This is a genomic window from Amycolatopsis sp. TRM77291 (assembly GCF_054166285.1).
Genome location: NZ_JBSZHF010000001.1, coordinates 3,825,186 through 3,842,891, shown reverse-complemented (window position 1 = coordinate 3,842,891; position 17,706 = coordinate 3,825,186). Strand labels below are relative to the sequence as shown.

At 71.2% G+C, this 17,706-nt stretch carries 9 protein-coding genes; all 9 read left to right on the top strand.

All coding sequences use genetic code 11. The features are described from left to right. Positions 1-132 precede the first annotated feature (132 nt). The 9 genes from ACXIZN_RS17880 (at position 133) to gntA (ending at position 17,677) form a co-directional block, all read left to right on the top strand. Positions 133-8,865, top strand: a complete 8,733-nt coding sequence (locus ACXIZN_RS17880) for a type I polyketide synthase (protein ID WP_457955768.1) — start codon at positions 133-135, stop codon at positions 8,863-8,865. A gap of 8 nt (positions 8,866-8,873) precedes the next feature. Beyond that, on the top strand, positions 8,874-11,804 hold the full coding sequence (locus tag ACXIZN_RS17875) for a type I polyketide synthase (protein ID WP_457955766.1): 2,931 nt from the start codon (positions 8,874-8,876) through the stop codon (positions 11,802-11,804). Next, positions 11,801-12,646 carry a 3-hydroxyacyl-CoA dehydrogenase family protein gene (locus tag ACXIZN_RS17870; RefSeq protein ID WP_457955764.1) on the top strand — a complete coding sequence of 282 codons (846 nt, stop codon included), beginning with the start codon at positions 11,801-11,803 and terminating at the stop codon, positions 12,644-12,646. The genes ACXIZN_RS17875 and ACXIZN_RS17870 overlap by 4 nt, the downstream gene beginning before the upstream one ends. A gap of 382 nt (positions 12,647-13,028) precedes the next feature. Then, positions 13,029-13,280 (top strand): acyl carrier protein, encoded by a 252-nt coding sequence (locus tag ACXIZN_RS17865; protein ID WP_007029786.1) that lies wholly within the window; start codon positions 13,029-13,031, stop codon positions 13,278-13,280. Between the two features lie 12 nt (positions 13,281-13,292). After that, positions 13,293-14,432: an acyl-CoA dehydrogenase family protein gene (locus ACXIZN_RS17860; RefSeq protein ID WP_457955763.1), complete on the top strand. Its 1,140-nt coding sequence runs from the start codon at positions 13,293-13,295 to the stop codon at positions 14,430-14,432. Beyond that, positions 14,429-15,478: an HAD-IIIC family phosphatase gene (locus ACXIZN_RS17855; RefSeq protein ID WP_457955762.1), complete on the top strand. Its 1,050-nt coding sequence runs from the start codon at positions 14,429-14,431 to the stop codon at positions 15,476-15,478. The genes ACXIZN_RS17860 and ACXIZN_RS17855 overlap by 4 nt, the downstream gene beginning before the upstream one ends. Next, entirely contained in the window at positions 15,475-16,221 is a 747-nt protein-coding gene (locus ACXIZN_RS17850; protein WP_457955761.1) for a thioesterase II family protein, read from the top strand. The genes ACXIZN_RS17855 and ACXIZN_RS17850 overlap by 4 nt, the downstream gene beginning before the upstream one ends. After that, entirely contained in the window at positions 16,218-16,976 is a 759-nt protein-coding gene (locus ACXIZN_RS17845; protein WP_457955760.1) for a 4'-phosphopantetheinyl transferase family protein, read from the top strand. The genes ACXIZN_RS17850 and ACXIZN_RS17845 overlap by 4 nt, the downstream gene beginning before the upstream one ends. Then, a complete protein-coding gene (gene gntA, locus ACXIZN_RS17840; RefSeq protein WP_457955758.1) occupies positions 16,973-17,677 on the top strand; it encodes a guanitoxin biosynthesis heme-dependent pre-guanitoxin N-hydroxylase GntA in 705 nt (234 codons plus the stop codon). Before ACXIZN_RS17845 ends, gntA begins: the two co-directional genes overlap by 4 nt. Positions 17,678-17,706: the final 29 nt, after the last annotated feature.

Sequence of the window (17,706 nt, the reverse complement as noted above, 5' to 3'; positions counted from 1 at the left end):
CGCATCGGCCGCAGGCCCCGCTATCGCGGTGGCAGGGCGCCTTTCCCCTGCTCGTGACGTGGACGACCAGGCATCGCCCTGCCGACGTCGATCGCGGTCGCGGGTTCACTACAGAAATTGAGGAGCCGTGACATGCCTTCGGAAGAGCAGTACGTCGACTACCTCAAGCGGATGGCGGCCGACCTGCGGGAGAGCCGCCGCGAGCTGGCGGACGCGCGGGAGAAGGAGACCGAGCCCATCGCCATCGTCGCGATGAGCTGCCGGTTCCCCGGCGGTGTCCGCACCCCGGAACAACTGTGGGAGCTGGTCGACGGCGGTGGCGACGCGATTTCGCCGTTCCCGGCCGACCGCGGCTGGGACACCGACGCGATCCACGACCTCGACCCGTCCGTGCCCGGCACCAGCTACGTCCGCGAGGGCGGATTCCTGCACGACGCCGCGGAATTCGACAACGAGCTGTTCGGCATCTCGCCGCGGGAGGCCGAAGCGACCGATCCGCAGCAGCGGTTGCTGCTGGAGACGGCGTGGGAAGCCGTCGAGCGGGCCGGGATCGACCCGCTTTCGCTCAAGGGCAGCGCCACCGGGGTGTTCGCCGGGGTCGGATTCACCGACTACGCGTCACGGCTGACCGCGCTACCGGAAGAACACGAGGGCTACCTCGGCATCGGCACCTCCGGCAGCGTCGTGTCAGGCCGCGTCTCCTACGCACTCGGCCTCGAAGGGCCGTCGGTGTCGATCGACACGGCGTGCTCGTCTTCGCTGGTCGCGGTCCACCTCGCGGCCCGCGCGCTGCGGTCGGGGGAGTGCACGCTGGCGCTGGCCGGTGGGGTCACGGTGATGGCGACGCCGGGCGCGTTCGTCGAGTTCTCGCGGCAGCGGGGGCTCGCGCCGGACGGCCGCTGCAAGCCGTTCGCGGCCGCCGCAGACGGCACCAACTGGGCCGAGGGCGCCGGGATGCTGGTGCTGGAGCGGCTTTCCGACGCCCGCCGCAACGGGCACCCCATCCTCGCACTCGTCCGCGGCAGCGCGGTCAACTCCGACGGCGCTTCCAGCGGCCTGACCGCCCCGAACGGCCCGTCGCAGCAACGCGTGATCCGCGCCGCGCTGGCGAACGCCGGGATCGAAGCGTCCACTGTGGACGTCGTCGAGGCGCACGGCACCGGGACCGCGCTGGGCGACCCGATCGAGGCACAGGCGCTGCTGGCCACCTACGGTCGCGATCGGGAAACGCCGTTGTGGCTGGGCTCGGTGAAGTCCAACATCGGCCACACCCAGGCCGCCGCCGGTCTCGCCGGGATCGTGAAGCTGGTCGAGGCGATGCGCCACGCCACGCTGCCCGCGACCCTGCATGTCGACGCGCCGTCCCCGCACGTGGACTGGTCCGCCGGCTCGGTGGAGCTGCTCGACAAGGCCCGCCCGTGGACCGCGACGGACCGGCCGCGCCGCGCCGGGGTTTCGTCGTTCGGCATCAGCGGTACCAACGCGCACGTCATCCTGGAGCAGCCTGCCGAAGAACCCCTCGGGGAGCGCGAGATCGTGGCGCCGCCGGTGGTCCCGTACGTGCTGTCCGGCGCCTCGCCCGCCACCGTCCGCGCGCAGGCGGCCGCTCTGTTGTCCACTGTGGACGAATCCGGTGCCGAACCGGTCGACGTCGCGCTCTCGCTGGCCACCACCCGCGCCGACATGGAGCACCGAGCGGTCGTCACCGGGGCCGACCGCACCGAACTGGCCGCCGGTCTCCGCGCTCTCGCGGGCGGCGAAGCGGGCACGGTCACCGGCAGCGACACCGCCGGACGGCTGGCCGTGCTGTTCACCGGCCAAGGCGCACAGCGGCTCGGCATGGGCCGCCGCCTCCACGAATGCTTCCCGGTGTTCGCCGAGGCCTTCGACGAAGCCTGCGCACACCTTCCCGGCGTCCGGGACGTCGTTTTCGGTACCGACGCCGCGCGTCTGGACCGCACCGAGTTCGCCCAGCCCGCCCTGTTCGCGTTCGAGGTCGCTCTCTTCCGGCTCGTCGCCTCCTGGGGGGTCGCCCCCGACTTCGTCGCCGGGCACTCGGTCGGCGAGATCGCGGCCGCCCACGTCGCCGGGGTGCTCTCGCTGGAGGACGCCGCCCGTCTGGTCGCCGCTCGCGGCCGTCTCATGCAGGCACTGCCCGAGGGCGGCGCGATGATCGCGCTGGAGGCGACCGAAGACGAGGTCCGCCCGTACCTCTCGGCCGAGGTCGCCCTCGCGGCGGTCAACGGCCCCCGTGCCGTCGTCCTGTCCGGCACCGAGGCGGCGACGATCGCTGTCGCGGAACGCTTCCCGGGCCGCCGCACGACCCGGCTTTCGGTGTCCCACGCCTTCCACTCGGCGCTGATGGAGCCGATGCTCGCCGGCTTCACGGACGTCGCGCGGACCCTGACCTTCCACCAGCCCACGATTCCCGTCGTCTCGACCCTGACCGGGGAGATCGCCGACCGGCTCACGGATCCGGCGTACTGGGCCGACCACGTCCGCGGCACCGTCCGGTTCGCCGACGCGGTGGAAACCCTGCACGGCCAAGGGGTCACGACCTTCCTCGAACTCGGCCCGGACGCCGCGCTCACGCCGATGGGCCGTTCGGTCCTGCCGGAAGGGGCCGTTTTCGCCGCGGCTCAGCGCAAGGACCGCGACCAGGCCGCCACGCTCGTCACCGCGCTGGGGCAGCTCCACGCCCACGGCGCCCGCGTCGACTGGGCCGCCTACCTCGGCGGCAGCGGCGCGCGGATCGTCACCCTGCCGACCTATCCCTTCCAGCGCAAGCGTTTCTGGCTGGAAGACCCTGGCGTGGGCGTGGTCTCCACCGAAGACAGCCGGTTCTGGTCGGTCGTCGAAGCGGGTGACGTCGGCGAGTTCGCCGCCGAGCTGAAGCTGTCCGACGTCGAAGCGCCGCTCGGCACGGTCCTGCCCGCGCTCTCGCGCTACCGCCGTGCCCGATCGCTGTCGGCCGAAGCGGCTTCGCTGGCCTACCACGTTCGCTGGCAGCCCTTCATCCCCGCGACGACCACGGCCACCGGACGCTGGCTGCTCGTCACCTCGGCACAGCAACACCCGTGGATCGAGACCGCCGCCGAAGTCCTGTCCGGTGCCGAGGTGCGGCGGCTCGTCGTCGAGCAGCCCGATCGGGTGGAACTGCCCGACGAGACCTTCGACGGCATCCTGTCCCTGCTGGCCCTCGACGAGACCGAGAAGGACGGGCTCTCGTTCGGCGCCGAAGCCACGATGACCCTGGTACGGGAGCTGGCCGCCCGCGATCCGCAAGGTCCACTGTGGACGCTCACCCGCGGCGCGGTCTCGACCGGCGCCCACGACGCGCCGGATTCGCCAGCCCAGGCCCAGCTGTGGGGTTTCGGCCGGGCCGCCGCGCTGGAGAACCCGCAGGCGTGGGGCGGCCTCGTCGACGTCCCGGCCGAACCGGGGGAGCGGATCGTTTCACTCCTGCGCGGCGTCCTCACCGGTCCTCGCGGTGAGGACCAGGTCGCCGTCCGGGCGACCGGCGCGTTCGGCAGGCGGCTCGCCCACGCCGAACCCACTGCGCCCAAACGGTCTTGGCAGGCGCGCGGCACCGTGCTCGTCACCGGCGGGACCGGCGGACTCGGCGGGATCGTCACCCGGTGGCTGGTCGAGCACGGCGCCGAACACGTCGTTCTCGTTTCCCGCCAAGGAGAAGACGCTCCCGGCGCCGCCGGACTGGCCGGGGAGCGCGTCACCATCGTCGCGTGCGACGTCGCCGACCGCGGCGCCCTCGCCGCCGTCATCGAGCCCATTCGCGACGATCTCCGCGCGGTCTTCCACCTCGCCGGCGTGCTCGAACTCGGTCTCATCGAGTCGATGGACCGCACGCGCTACGCCGACGTCCTCCGCCCGAAGGTCGCCGGGACCCGCAACCTCGAAGAGCTGACCGAGGGACTCGACCTCGACGCCTTCGTCCTGTTCTCCTCGATCGCCGCCTCCATCGGCAACGCGGTCCAAAGTGCTTACGGTGCCGCGAACGCGCACCTCGAAGCGGTCGCGCAACGCCGACGGGCGAACGGGCTCCCCGCGACGTCGATCGCGTGGGGCCGCTGGGGCGAGGTCGGCATGGGCGTCGGCGCGGACCTCGACGAACTGCTCAGTGGTCTCGGCGTCCCGGCCATGGCACCGGAGACCGGCCTGGTCGCGCTCGGCCAGGCACTCGACCGGGACGAGACCGCGCTGACCGTCGCCGAACTGACCTGGGAGAAGTTCGCGCCGCCGTTCGCCGCGCTGCGGCCGAGCCCGCTGCTCGCCGGCCTGCCCGAGGTCGTCGCCATCGCCGAGGCCGAAGCCGCCCGCGCCGAGGAAGGCGCCGAAGCCGCCGACGCGTGGCGAAACCGGCTCGCCGGCCTGCCCGAGGCCGAACGCGAACGCGTGCTCACCGAACTGGTCCTGACCCACACCGCCGCCGTCCTCGGGCACACCGACGGTGTCCCGGCGGGACAGCAGTTCACGAAACTGGGCATCGATTCGCTCACCGCCATCGAATTGCGCGGCCGCATCAACACCGAGACCGGGCTGGCGCTGCCGCCGACGATGGTCTTCGACCACGCCACCCCGGCCGCGCTCGCCGCGCATCTGCTGGCCGCGCTCACCCCCGTGGCCCAGGAGACGCGGACCGTCGTCACCGGACCGGCCGCCGCCGGACAGGACGTCGCCGTCGTCGGTCTGTCCTGCCGCTTCGCCGGTGGCAGCGACACCCCGGAGAAGTTCTGGGAGAACCTGGTCCAGGGCAAGGATCTGATCCGCGAGGTGCCGCCGGACCGCTGGACCGCGGCCGACTACTACGACCCCGACCGCACCGCGCCGGGCAAGGCGTACACGCAGCAGGGAGCGTTCGTCGACGACATCGCGGGCTGGGACGCGGCGTTCTTCGGCCTGTCACCGCAGGAGGCGCGGCGGCTCGACCCGACCTTCCGCCTGCTCATGGAGCTGGTGTGGGAAGGCATCGAGGACGCCGGGCTCACCGCCGACGAACTGCGCGGCAGCCGCACGGGCGTGTTCGCCGGGCTGATCGACACCATGCAGTACAGCATGCGGCAGCTCGAAGCCGACGGCATGGACGCGGCCGACGACCCCTACTTCGGCCTCGGCAGCTCGCTTTCCGCCGCCGCCGGCCGGATCGCGCATCTACTCGATTTGCGTGGGCCCTGCCTGACCGTGGACACCGCGTGCTCGTCGGCTCTGAGCGCGGCGCACCTCGCCGTGCAGAGCCTCCGCCGCGGCGAATGCGACATCGCGATCGTCGGCGCGGCCTCGGCGATGATCAACCCGGACGTGTTCATCCAGTCCTGCAAGATGAGCATGCTGGCCGCCGACGGCCGCACCAAGACCTTCGACGAGAGCGCGGACGGCTACGTCATCGGCGAGGGCGGCGGCGTCGTGGTGCTCCGCCGGGCGGGCGAGGTCGGCCGGGGCGGACGGACGCGCGCGGTCATCCGCGGCACCGCGACCAACCAGGACGGCCGCAGCAACGGGCTCACCGCACCCAACCGCGCGGCGCAGAACGCGGTCATCCGCGCGGCGCTCGCCGACGCCGGGGTCATGCCCGACGAGGTGGGCTACGTCGAGGCGCACGGCTCCGGCACGCAACTGGGCGACGCGATCGAGTTCACCGCGCTCGGCGAGATCTTCGGCGAACGGAACGCGCCCGAGCCGCTCTACGTCGGCGCCGTCAAGACGAACGTCGGCCACACGCTCGCCGCGTCGGGGATGGCCGGGCTGATCAAGACCGTGCTGTCGCTGGAACACGGCACCATGCCGGGCAACCTGCACCTGAACACGCCGAACTCGGTCGTCACCGTGGACGGCCCGGTCCGCCCGGTCCCCGAGGCGCGTCCCTTCCCGGCCAACGCCGACGGGGTGCTGCGCGCGGGCGTCAGCTCGTTCGGCTGGTCCGGTTCCAACGTCCACTTCGTCCTCGACCAGGCGGCGCCCGCTCCGATGCCCGCGCCGGGTCCGGAATGGCAACTGCTCACGGTGTCCGGGCAGAGCGAAGCCGGGCTGCGCGCGAACGCCGAAGCCTTGGCCGACCACCTGACCGAAGACCTCGAACTCGCCGACGTCGCCTTCACCACCCAAGCCGGACGCAGCGCGCTCTCGGTGCGCAAGGCGGTGCTGGCGCGCGATCACGCCGACGCCGTCACGGCGCTGCGCGCGGTCACCGGCGGCTCGGCCGTCACCGACAAACGGCGCTTCGGTCTCCTGCTGCCCGGCACCCGCCACGGCTGGCCGGGCACGACCGACGAGCTGTACCGCACGGAACTCGCTTTCCGTGCCGCGATCGACGAATGCGCCGCCCTGCTGGACGGCCGGGCCGACCTCCTCGGCGCGCTCTACGGCACGGCCGAGGCCGACGAGCGAGCCGTGGTCTTCGCCGTCGAGTACGCGTTCTGCCGGCTGCTGACCGCCTGGGGTCTCGAACCGGCCGTGGTGCTCGGACGCGGCACCGGCGAATGTGTCGCCGCCGTCGCGGCCGGGCTGTTCGGCCTCGCCGAAGGCCTCGAACTCGCGCTCGGCGGACCGGTGCCGCGGGCGGGAACCCCGGCGGTGCCGGTGATCTCGCCCCGTACCGGCACGGTGCTCACCGCCGCCGAGGCCGCGGACCCGGCGCACTGGCGGATCGCCGACGACCGCTTCGAAGACGGCCTGCTGGCCTTGGCGAAGTACGCCGGAGTCCTCGTCGAGGCGGGTCTCGGTGACGACGGCGCCGAGGCGGCCGGACGCTACCTGCCACAGACGCCGGTGGTCTCGCTGTTGCCGGAGCCGGTGGCCGGTGCCGGACGGCGTGCCTGGCTGACCGCGCTCGGCGCGCTGTGGGAGCACGGCGTCGAGATCGGCTGGGCGGACGGCGCCGGACCGGACCGCCGGTTCGTCACGCTGCCCGGGTACCGCTTCCAGCGCACCCGCTACTGGCCGGAGGTCGCCTCGCGCGGCTCGGGCTGGTCGCTCAACCAGATGTCCGCCACCGAACCGGAGACACCGGTCCGCGCCGGGCTGGCCGCGCACATTCCGACATGGCACCGGGACACCACCCGCCGTGTACCCGCGACGCCGGGCGACCTCGTCCTGTTCGCCGAACCGGGTGAGTTCGCCGACGATTTCGCGGCCGCCGCGGAAGCCGCCGGTCACCGCGTCACGGTCGCGTCCGCCGTGGATCGCCAAGTGCTCGCCGGCGACGGTCCGCTGTGGATCGTGCACGCCCACGGGCTCACCACCAGTGACCTCGAATCCGGCTTCTACAGTCTCCTGGAGCTCGGCAAGGCCATCGGCGCCGAATGCGCCGGCCGCCGTGTCGACCTGCTCGCGTTGGGACGCAACGGTTTCGACGTCCTCGGCGGCGACGCCACCGACGCCTTCGCCCCGACCATCGCCGCCACGGCCGACGCGATCGCCGCCGAGTACCCGCTGGTCCACGCGCAGTACGTGGACTTCGACCGCACCGGGGACAAGGTCGCTCAGGCTCTCCACGAGCTCGATCTCCTGGCGGCGTCCACAGTGGACACCGTCGATGGAGTAGCGGTCGCCGCCTGGCGAGGCGGACTCCGCTGGTTGCGCGGTTTCGACGTCGTCGAGCTTCCCGAGGTCGACGACTCGCTGGCCTGGAAGCCCGGCGGGACCTACCTGATCACCGGCGGGCTCGGTGTCCTCGGCCTCGCGCTGGCCCGGCGGCTCGCGCCGCTGGGCGTGAACCTCGCGCTGGCAGGCCGGTCCGAGCTGCCGCCGGAAGAAACCTGGGACGACTGGATCCGGGAGCATGGCGTGGACGACCGCACGAGCGAAGTGCTGCTGGCGGTCCGGGATCTGCGCGCCCTCGGCGCCGACGTCCTGACCCTGCGCGCCGACGTCAGCGCTCCCGGCGAGGCCGCGGCGCTGCTGGCGGAGGTCCGCGGCTACTTCGGCTACCTCGACGGCGTGGTGCACGCGGCCGGGATCGCCGGCGGTGGCCTGCTGCAGAACAAGACCCGTGAACAGGCGGCCGCGGTGCTGGCGCCGAAGGTCGACGGCACCCTCGCCCTGACCGAGGCGCTGCGCGTCGAACCGGTCGACCTGCTGGTCCTGTACTCCTCGACGGTGACGCTCACCGTCGGCGTCGGCGAGATCGACTACTCCGCCGCCAACGCGTTCCTCGACGGGGTCGCCTCGGCCTCGGCCGGCGGACGCGGTCCGGCGAAGCAGGTCGTCTCGGTCGCCTGGGGTCCCTGGCAGCTGGACGCTTGGACGGCGTCCGGGCTCTCGGGTTCCGCCGAAGCGCAGGAAGGCTCCCGCAAGTTCCGTGAGGAATTCGGGATCGGCGCGGAAGAAGGCACTGAACTGCTCTCGCGGATCATCGTCTCCGGCGAATCGCTGGTGACCGTGCTGCCGCTCCCGCTGGCCGACGTGCTGGCCGCGCTCGCCCGGATGGGTTCGGTCGACGCGCTGGTCGGCGCCGACGCCGCGATCCCCACCGGCGAGCGGTATCCGCGGCCCGATCTGCGCACCGCGTACGTGGCCCCGCGCACCCCGGCCGAAGAGCGCGTCGCCGCCGCCTGGTGCGACTGCCTCGGCCTGGAGCAGGTCGGCGTGCACGACCCGTTCTTCGACCTCGGCGGTACTTCGCTGATCGGCCTGGTGCTGATCGGCCGCGTCGCCAAGGAGTTCGGCGTCGAACTGGCCCCGGCGAGCCTGTTCGAGAAACCGACCATCGCCGAGTTCGTCACGCTCCTCGGCGAACCCGGCGCGCCGCAGGTGGCCGCCGAGCCCACCGAAGACGTCTCCGCCCGCGGCGAGCGCCGCCGCGCCCGCACCGCGAAGCTCCGCAAGCGCCCGAGCCGGACCGGAAGGTGAACCATCCCATGACCACGCGAGAACGGGACACCGGCGACGACATCGCGATCGTCGGCATGGCCGGGAACTTCCCCGGCGCGCCCGACATCGGCAAGTTCTGGGCCGATCTGTGCGCCGGCCGCGACGGCATCACCCGGATGACCCGCGCCGAACTGCTGGCCGCGGGAGTGCCCGCCGAAGTCGCCGACGATCCCGCCTTCGTCCCCGCGGCCGGGTTGCTGCCCGGCATCGACCGCTTCGACGCCGACTTCTTCGGCTACAGCCGCGCCGACGCCGAACTCCTCGACCCGCAGCACCGGCTGTTCCTCGAATGCGCGTGGCACGCGCTGGAGGACGCGGGGGTCGACCCGGACCGGATCGAAGGCCTCGCCGGGGTGTTCGCCGGCGGCGCCCCGAGCACGTACCTGCTGTCGAACCTGCTGTCCAACGACGTCACCGCGCTGACCGTCGGCCCGGACCAGCTGATCCTGCAGAACGAGAAGGATCTGCTCGCGTCCCGGCTGTCGTACGCCCTCGACCTGACCGGCCCGTCGGTCAGCGTGCAGAGCTGCAGTTCGACCGCGCTCGCCGCCGTCGCGCAGGGCTGCTCCAGCCTGCTCACCGGAGAGTCCGACCTGGTCGTGTCCGGTTCGGTTTCCGTTGTCGTGCCTCAGGAACCGGGCTATCTCTATCGCGAGGGCAGCCGGTTCGCGCCCGACGGGATCAACCGGATCCTCGACGCGGGCGCCAACGGCAAGGTCCCCGGCAACGGCCTCGGCGTCGTCGTACTGAGGCGGCTGGAGGACGCGCTGGCCGACGGCGACCGCGTCTACGCGGTGATCCGGGGCTGGGCCATCCACCACGAAGGCAACCGCGCGCGGCAGGGGTTCAACCTGCCGGGCGTGCCCGGCCAGGCCGCCGTCGTCGCCGAGGCGATGGCCGCCGCCGATGTCGAGCCGGACGAGATCGACCACATCGAAGTGTCCACTTTGGGCACTCCGTTCGGTGACGTCGCCGAGATCTCCGCGCTGCAGAAGATCTTCGACGTCGACGGCGTCGAGCGGGTCACGCTCGGTTCGATCGACGCGAACCTGGGGCACATCAACCAGGCAGGCGGCGTCGCCCGCCTGATCAAGGCCGCGCTGGCGCTGCACCACGAGAAGCTGCCGCCCGCGGTCAACTTCGAGAAGCCCAACCCGCAGCTCGCCCACAGCGGCGACAAACTCGTCGTGCAGACCGAACTGGGCGATTGGCCACGCGGTGAGCGGCCCCGACTTGCCGGGGTCAGCGCGTACGGCTTCGGCGGAACCGACGCCCACGTCGTCCTGGAGGAAGCGCCGGAGGACCGCCCGGAACGTCCGTCCGCCCGTCCGCATCAGCTGCTCGTGTGGTCCGCACGGACCTCCGAGGCGGCGGACGCGATGACCGGCAGGCTGGCCGCGGCCAGTCCTGAGTGGACGGACCTGGCGGACGTCGCCTACACGTTGCACAACGGGCGTAAGGCGTTCGAGCACCGGCGGATGACGGTGGTGTCCTCCGAGAACGACATCGCTGACGCGTTCGCGTCGGTGACGGCCGAAGCGGACTCGAAGCCGCGGAAAGCCGGCTTCCTGCTCGCCGGGGTCGGCGAGCAGTACCGCGGCATGGCAGGCGGGCTCTACGACAGCGAGCCGGAGTTCAAGGCCGCCGTCGACGAATGCGCCGCACTGTTCCGCGAGCATCTCGGCACCGACCCGACGGCGAGCCTGCACGGCTCTCGCGGTTCGGACGGCGGTGACCTGGCCCGTTTGCTGGGCCGCGCGACCGACACCGAGGACGCGGCCCCATCGGTCACCCAGCCCGCCGTGTTCACCCTCGGCTACGCCCTCGGCCGCCTCCTGCGCGCGTGGGGAGTCCAGCCGTCCGTGCTCGCCGGGTACAGCGTCGGCGAGTTCGCCGCCGCCACCCTCGCGGGCGCCCTCACCCTCGAAGAGGCCACCGCGCTGGTCGCCACCCGGGCGAAGCTGATCGAGAACCTGCCGGAAGGCGCGATGGCCGCGGTCCCGCTGGGAGCCGCCGAACTCACCGCCCTGGTGGGCGACGTGACCGCGTTCGGCGTCGACGTCGCCGCGGTGAACGGGCCGCGGATGATCGTCGTGTCCGGCGCGGGCGACGGTGTCGAAAAGCTGGCCGCCGAACTCGCCGGACACGGTATCCCCGCCAGGCCGCTGCGCACCACGCACGCCTTCCACTCGCGGGCCTTGCGCCCGGCGGCGGCCGAACTGACCGCGTGGGCGCGGAAGAACCTCACGCCGCGCGAGCCGGAAGTGCCCTACCTGTCGAACGTCACCGGCGCGCCGATCACGCTCAAGCAGCTGAAGGATCCCGGCTACTGGGCCGAGCACATGTGCCGTCCCGTCCGGTTCGCCGCGATGATCGAGCATCTTGCCAGTGTTTCCCCGGATACCGTGTTGCTGGAACTGGGAGCCGGGCAGTCGCTCGGCTCGATGTTCCGCGGTCACCCCGATTTCCCGCAGACCTCGTGGCCGCTGCTGGTTCCGACCCTGCCCGGCGAGGCCGACCCCCGCCAGGACACGGCCGTGCTCACCGAAGCGCTCGGCCGCGCCTGGCTTTCCGGGGCGGACATCGACTGGCGGGCCTATCACGACGGCCGCGACCCGCGGAAGACCACGTTGCCGGGTTATCCGTTCCAGCGCGACCGCTACTGGATCGAGCCGACCCGGGCCGTCGCCGACGTCGCGCTCGGCGCCCGGTCCGTCGACACCCCGGTCTACCTGATCGAAGGCGAACTGGACGTCACCGCCCGCGACCTGGCCACCCGGCTGGGCGCCGAACTGGGCGCGACCGTCGTGTTCGCCGAAGAGCACCCCGGCGGCGCCGACGCCGTGTGGGCCGCCCACGGCCGGCTCGACGGTGTGCTGGACCTGACCACGAGCAACGCAGCCAAGGAGGAACGATGACCCTCGTCGGAGTCGTCGGCGCCGGTGTGATGGGCACCGGGGTCGCGCAGAACCTCGCCACCAGCGGGCACGAGGCCGTGCTCATCGACGTCGACCCGGGCAAACTGGCCGACGCCCGCGACCGGATCGAACTCGAATGCCGGATGAGCCGCATGCTCGGCGGCCCCGAGATCGACGCGGCCGAGGTGCTGGGCCGCATCACCTTCGGCACCGAGCTCGCGCTGCTCGCCGAGGCCGAGGTGGTGATCGAGAACATCACCGAGAACTGGGACCTCAAATCCCGCCTGTACCCGAAACTCGACGAGGCCTGCAAGGCCGACACCGTGTTCGTCGTCAACACCTCCGCCATCCCGATCACCAAGGTCGCCGCGCTCACCCGGCGCCAGGACAAGGTGATGGGCGTGCACTTCATGAACCCGGTGCCGATGAAGCCGTCGTGCGAGTTCATCCCCGGCTACCACACCAGCGAGTCCACAAAGGACACCGTGCGCGAGCTGCTGCTCTCGATGGGGAAGAAGCCGATCCCGGTCAACGACGCCTCAGGGTTCGTCTCGAACCGCGTGCTGATGCTCACCGTCAACGAGGCGGCTTTCCTGGTGCACGAAGGGGTCGCGGACGCGGAGACGGTCGACGAGGTGTTCCGCGGCTGCTTCGGGCATCCGATGGGCCCGCTGGAGACCGCCGACCTCATCGGCGTCGACACGATCCTCTACAGCGTCGAGGTGCTCTACGACGAGTTCAACGACAGCAAGTACCGGCCGTGCCCGCTGCTCAAGCAGATGACCGCGGCCGGGCTGCACGGACGCAAGAGCGGCAAGGGTTTCTACAACTACAGCGGCTGAAGGCGGGGACGTGTCGCGAAAGCCACTTTCGGGACATCAGACGTCGCGAAAGTGGCTTTCGCGANGTTAGCCTCGCGCGTCCGGGCGGATCCGGGGCCTTCGCGGAACGGCGGCACATGCGTCGGCCGTGAGTGACGATTCGAGGTGACCGGTCAGTTCGGCCGAACGCGTCGCGAAAGCCACTTTCGGGACATCAGACGTCGCGAAAGTGGCTTTCGCGACATGGTCGCCCGATCGAACAGGGATAGCCGGACGACGGTGTTGTGAAAGCCACTTCGGCGACGTCGAAGGTTGCGAAAGTGGCTTTCGCAACCCCTTCTTCGGCGCGACCACCACTCAGCCCTCAGGAAGATCATTTCCTTCAAGGAGAAAGGCATCCACCATGTCGCAGGACGTCCGCGGCGAGATCCGCGGCTTCATCGGCGCGAAGTTCCCCAGCCTGTCGTTCACCGACGAGCAGGACATCTTCGCGCTGGGCTTCGTGAACTCCCTGTTCGCGATGGAGCTGGTCATGTTCATCGAGAAGGCGTTCGCCACGCGGATCCCCAACGAGGAACTGAAGCTGGACAACTTCCGCACCGTCACGCGGATGACCGAGCTGGTCGAGCGGCGCACCGCCGCGGCCGCGCACTGAACGGAGAACGACGTGAGGGCGAGGACACGGCCCGAAACGCCGGCGGTCGAGGTGGTCGGGCGTTTCGTCGACGAGGAGGTCGGCCCGCACGCGGACGCGTGGGACCGGGCCGAGCGCATCCCCCCAGAGGTGCTGCGGCGAGTGGGGGAGCTGGGACTGTGGGCCCCGTTCCTCCCCGTCGAAGCCGGCGGCGCCGGGCTGGACATGGTCACCCTCGGGCGGCTGCACGAAGAAACGGGCCGCGGCTGTTCTTCGCTGCGGAGCCTGCTCACCGTGCACACGATGGTGACCGCGACGGTACACCGCTGGGGCGACGACGAACAGCGCGAGCGCTGGCTGCCCGCGCTGTCCGACGGCGCGACACTGGGCTCGTTCTGCCTGACCGAACCGGATTTCAGCGGCAGCGACTCGACGGCCGCGGGCACCGTGGCCGTCGCCGAGAACGGCGTCTGGACACTGCGGGGACGCAAGACCTGGATCACCGGCGGCCAGGTCGCCGGGCTGCTGCTGGTGTTCGCCGGCACGGCCACCGGGATGAGCGCGTTCCTGGTGCCCGCGGATCATCCGGGGGTCCGGGTGACGCCGGTCCGGCACATGCTCGGCACCACGGCGAGCATGCTGGCGACCATCGAGTTCGACGACGTCCGGCTCGACCCGTCCGCACTGGTCGGCCCGCCGGGCTGGGCCGCGGGCACGGTGATGACCGGCGCGCTCGACCTCGGGCGCTACAGCGTGGCGTGCGGTTCGGTCGGGATCGTACGGGCGGCGCTCTCGGCGTCGGCCGCCTACACCTCGGCGCGTTCGGCGGGCGGCGGGCTGCTGCGCGATCTGCCGCAGATCCGCGCCAAGATCAGCGAGATGGTCACCGCGCGCGACGCCGCGCGCCTGCTGTGCGAGAAGGCCGGACGGCTCAAGGACGCGGGCGATCCGGCGACCATCATGGCGACCTGGGTGGCCAAGTACTTCGCGTCCACGGCCGCGGCGAAGGCGGCTTCGGACGCGGTCCAGATCCACGGCGCGAACGGCTGCGGCCCGGACTATCCGGTGGCACGGCTGTACCGCGACGCGAAAGTCATGGAAATCATCGAGGGCAGCACCCAGATCCAGGAGCTGACCATCGCGGACGAGGCGTACCGGGAGGTGCCGGGATGACCGGGGTACTGGAGAAACCGAAGCGCGGCCGCATCAAATGCGTCGTGTGGGATCTGGACAACACGCTGTGGGACGGCACCCTGCTGGAGGACGGCGAGGTCACCGTACGGCCGGAGGTCGTGACGGAGATCAAGCGGCTGGACGAGCTGGGCATCCTGCATTCGGTGGCCAGCCGCAACGACCACGAAGCGGCGATGGCGCGGCTGAAGGCGGCCGGGCTCGACGAGTACTTCCTGTACCCGCAGATCAGCTGGAACCCCAAATCCGGTTCCGTGGAACGGATCGCGAAGGCGCTCAACATCGGTCTCGACGCGATCGCGTTCGTCGACGACCAGCCGTTCGAGCTGGCCGAGGTCGCGCACGCGCTGCCTTCGGTCAAGACCGTCGACGTGGCGAAGCTGGGGGAGGCACTGGCGTCGGAGGAGTTCCGGCCGAAGTTCGTCACCGACGAGTCGCGGGTGCGCCGCGAGCTCTACCGCGCGGCCGCCGTGCGGGAGCAGGTCGAACAGGACCACGAGGGCACCAGCGAGGAGTTCCTGTCCACTTTGGACATGAAGTTCACGATCGCCCGTGCCCAGCGGGAGGATCTGCAGCGGGCCGAGGAACTGACCGTCCGCACCAACCAGCTCAACTCGACCGGCCGGACCTACTCCTACGACGAGCTGGACGAGCTGCGCACCTCACCCGACCACGTGCTGCTCGTCGCGTCGCTTTCCGACAAGTACGGCGGTTACGGCAAGATCGGCCTGGCGCTGGCCGAACGCGGCGCGCCCGCCTGGCATCTGCGGATGATGCTGATGTCGTGCCGCGTGATGTCGCGCGGGGTCGGCACGGTCCTGCTCAACCACATCATGGGGCTGGCGAAGGAGGACGGCGCGAAACTGCGCGCGGACTTCGTCGAGACGGGCCGCAACCGGGTCATGTACGTGACCTACGCGTTCGCGGGCTTCACCGAGATCTCCCGGGACGGCGACCGGCTCGTCCTGGAATCCGACCTGAGCACGATCCAGCCGCCGCCGCCCTATCTGACGATGGAGCTGCGATGACCGCTCCGAGCACGGCACGTCCCTGGCTGCCCGGCGGGCTCCCGCCGGGCGGGGTGACCAGGCTGTTCTGTTTCCCGCACGCCGGAGCGAGCGCGGCGGTCTACCGGGACTGGGTCCTTGCGGCGGGCGACGAGCTGGTCGTCCTGCCGGTCCAGCTACCCGGCCGTGCCGAACGCGGTCGCGAGACGCCGCACGAAGACGTCGAAAGCCTTGTCGAGGCGGCGATCGAGGGCCTCGGGGACGCGCTGACCGGTGACTTCGCGTTCTTCGGGCACAGTGTCGGCGCCCTGACCGCGTACCTGCTCACCCGCAGGCTCGCCGAGCGCGGGGCCACGCTGCCGAAGCACCTGTTCGTGTCAGGGCGGGCGGCCCCTCAGCTGCCCGATACCCGGCTTCAGCTGCGGTCGCTGCCCGACGAGCGGCTCGCCGCCGAACTGCACGCCCTCGGCGGCCTGCCGGACGTCCTGCGCCGCGAGCGCGATCTGCTGGCGATGTTCCTGCCGCTGATGCGGGCCGATCTGGCGGTCAACGAGACCTACCGGCATGTCCCGGGGGAGCCGTTGCCGGTGCCGCTGACCGTGTTCGGCGGCGACCGCGACCCGCGGGCCGATCTGGACGAGCTGGCGGCGTGGCTCGAACTCGCCACCGATTCGACGATGGTGACCTACCCGGGCGGGCACTTCTATCTCGAGCAGCACAGGCCGGCGCTGCTGGACGTGATCCACCGGAAGCTGCGCCGATGACCACGCAGTGGTTCTCGGCGTGGAAGCAGCCCTCGGGCGCGCTGGGGGAACGGCTCCGCCCGGGCCGCGATGTGCACGTGTGGCGGATCGCCCTCGCGCGGGTGCTCGGCCCGGGCTCGTCCGAGGCCTACGGTCTACTCGGCGCGCTCTCCGAAGACGAGTTGCGCCGGGCCGCCGCGATCACGGTGGACGAGGAACGGGCCCGTTTCCTGGCCGCGCACGTCGCGCTGCGCGACATCCTCGCGTCCTACACAGGGATTCCGCCGTCCGCGCTACGGTTCACCCGCGACGGTGACCGCCCGGCCCTGGACGGTGCGACGGGGATCGAGTTCAGCCTGTCCCGGTCCGGCACGCTGGCGCTGGTCGCCGTCGCGGCCGGGGTCCGGGTCGGCGTGGACGTCGAGGAGGTCCGGGAGGTCGACCACGACGGCCTCGCCGCGCGGGCACTGCGTCCGGAAGAGGCCGCCGCGGTCCGCGAGCCGCTGACGTTCTTCCGGTACTGGACCTGCAAGGAGGCCTACCTCAAGGTCGACGGCACCGGGCTGGCCGGACTGCCGGGGCCCTCCTTCACCCTCACCGGCGGCGACGTCGCCCTCGAAGACCGTCCTGAGTGGACGATCACGGAACTGGACGCCGGTGCCGGCAACGCTGCCGCCCTGGCCGTCCCGGCGCGCCCGGTCACCGTGCGCGCCTTCGACTGGCTTCCCGGCAGGCCGCGAACGGCCGGGGAGCACCGGAAAGGCGGAGTGAAATGAGCGACCCGAAAGCGGAGCTCGAAGCGTTCATCCAGACCACGGAGTTCAGCTGCCTCGGGGCTCGCGCGGCGTTGAAGAAGGGCTCGATCGTCCACGGCCACTACCCGGCGCTGGGTGATCCGGAGTCGGCGCGTGCCCACTACCGCGACATGCTCGGCTATGCCCGTGATATCCGGCCCACGTTGTCGGACAAGAGTTTCCGCACGTTCGTGTCCACTTTCGAGGAGCCTGGCGGGGTTTTGGACGAGGAGGAGTACGAACGTCTGCTGTGGCGTCATCTCCAGCTCATCCACGACATCGACAGCCGCACCTACGGCCTCGACGAAGGCGCCACGTCGGATCCCAACGAACCGAACTTCGGATTCCACGTCGCCGGGCACTCGTTCTTCGTCGTCGGCATGCACCCCGGTTCCTCCCGGGCGAGCCGCCGGTTCTCCCGGCCGGCGATCGCGTTCAACTCGCTGATGCAGTTCATGTTGCTGGGCGACAAGTTCTTCTCGATGCAGGACGCGATCCGCAAACGCGAGACGACCAACAACGGTTCGGTCAACCCGAGCTTCACCACCTACGAGTACCAGATGCCGTCCCGGCACTTCTCCGGCCGGATGACCGAAGAGGACTGGAAGTGCCCGTTCACCTCGCGGCACGAGCCTTCTTCGGTCAAGTACACCTCGGACGTCATGCAGCGCCCCACCGGCTGACTCCGTCACGACAAAGCCCCGGCCGCTTC